This is a genomic window from Streptomyces sp. SID3343 (assembly GCF_009865215.1).
GTDB lineage: Bacteria > Actinomycetota > Actinomycetes > Streptomycetales > Streptomycetaceae > Embleya.
Map to the genome: position 1 here is coordinate 1 of NZ_WWJX01000896.1, position 963 is coordinate 963.

A 963-nucleotide genomic window follows, 5' to 3' on the forward strand; every position below is an offset into this window, starting at 1 on the left:
GCGGGGTCGGCGAGGGTGGGCCCGGCGACGGCGGCCTTCTCGGCCCGGTCGCGACGCGCGGTCAACCACGCGTCGGCCCAGTCCGGGGCGACGCCGATGGACGCCTCGGTGCCGCCCGCCCACAACAGGAGCAACCCGAGGACGTGCTTGCACGGAAACTTGCGGCTGGGACACGAACACTGCGACGCGGGGCCGGACAGGTCGACAACCGTGCGGTAGGGCGTCGCACCGCTGCCTGTGCACTCCCCCCACACCGCGCCCCCGCCGCCGGCGAGCTCGGCGCTGCCCGTGCGTGACCACGGTCGCGGCACCGCGAGTTTGTCGCCGGCCTTGCGTGACGCGGCGTCAGGAGCCAGTGCCAGCACTTGTTCCGCGGTCCACCGTTCCAGCATGGGCGTCACGGTACGACCCCGGACCGACACCCTTCACGTCGGCGCTCAGGCCGACGCGGTCGCCACGTTCGTGCGCACCCAGTCCACGATGTCCTGGGTCGGAGCACCCGGCGTGAACACCGCGCCGACCCCGAGACGGGTCAGTTCCGGCAGGTCCTCCTCGGGGATGATCCCGCCGCCGAAGACCAGAATGTCCTCGGCGTCGCGCTCCTTGAGCAACTCGATGACCTTGGCGAACTGCGTCATGTGCGCGCCGGAGAGCACCGACAGGCCGATCGCGTCGGCGTCCTCCTGGATCGCCGTCTCGACGATCTGCACCGGGGTCTGGTGCAGCCCCGTGTACACGACCTCGAAGCCCGCGTCGCGCAACGCACGGGCGACCACCTTGACGCCGCGGTCGTGCCCGTCGAGCCCGGGCTTGGCCACGACGATCCTGATCGGTCCGGGAACACCCATCACTGCCTCCAACTACGTAGCGAAGCCTCGTCCGGAGCGTAACCGGCGGCCGACCCGGCCGGCGCCGCGGATCCACCGTCGGTCGTCCCGGGCTCCCGCCTCGCCGGCCGCCGTC

General features: G+C 72.2%; 2 protein-coding genes. Both read right to left on the reverse strand.

Going from position 1 to position 963, the window contains the following annotated elements; translation table 11 throughout:
- Window positions 1–392, reverse strand: a 392-nt coding sequence (locus GT354_RS27660) for an SWIM zinc finger family protein (RefSeq protein ID WP_161359097.1), incomplete at its 3' end; no start/stop codon positions are given.
- Between the two features lie 45 nt (window positions 393–437).
- Window positions 438–848: a cobalamin B12-binding domain-containing protein gene (locus GT354_RS27665; protein WP_161359098.1), complete on the reverse strand. Its 411-nt coding sequence runs from the start codon at window positions 846–848 to the stop codon at window positions 438–440.
- Between the last annotated feature and the right edge of the window lie 115 nt (window positions 849–963).

Excerpts from the sequence above, each read along its gene's own strand:
- GT354_RS27665 (WP_161359098.1), bottom strand. The coding sequence starts at position 848 with ATGGGTGTTCCCGGACCGATCAGGATCGTCGTGGCCAAGCCCGGGCTC.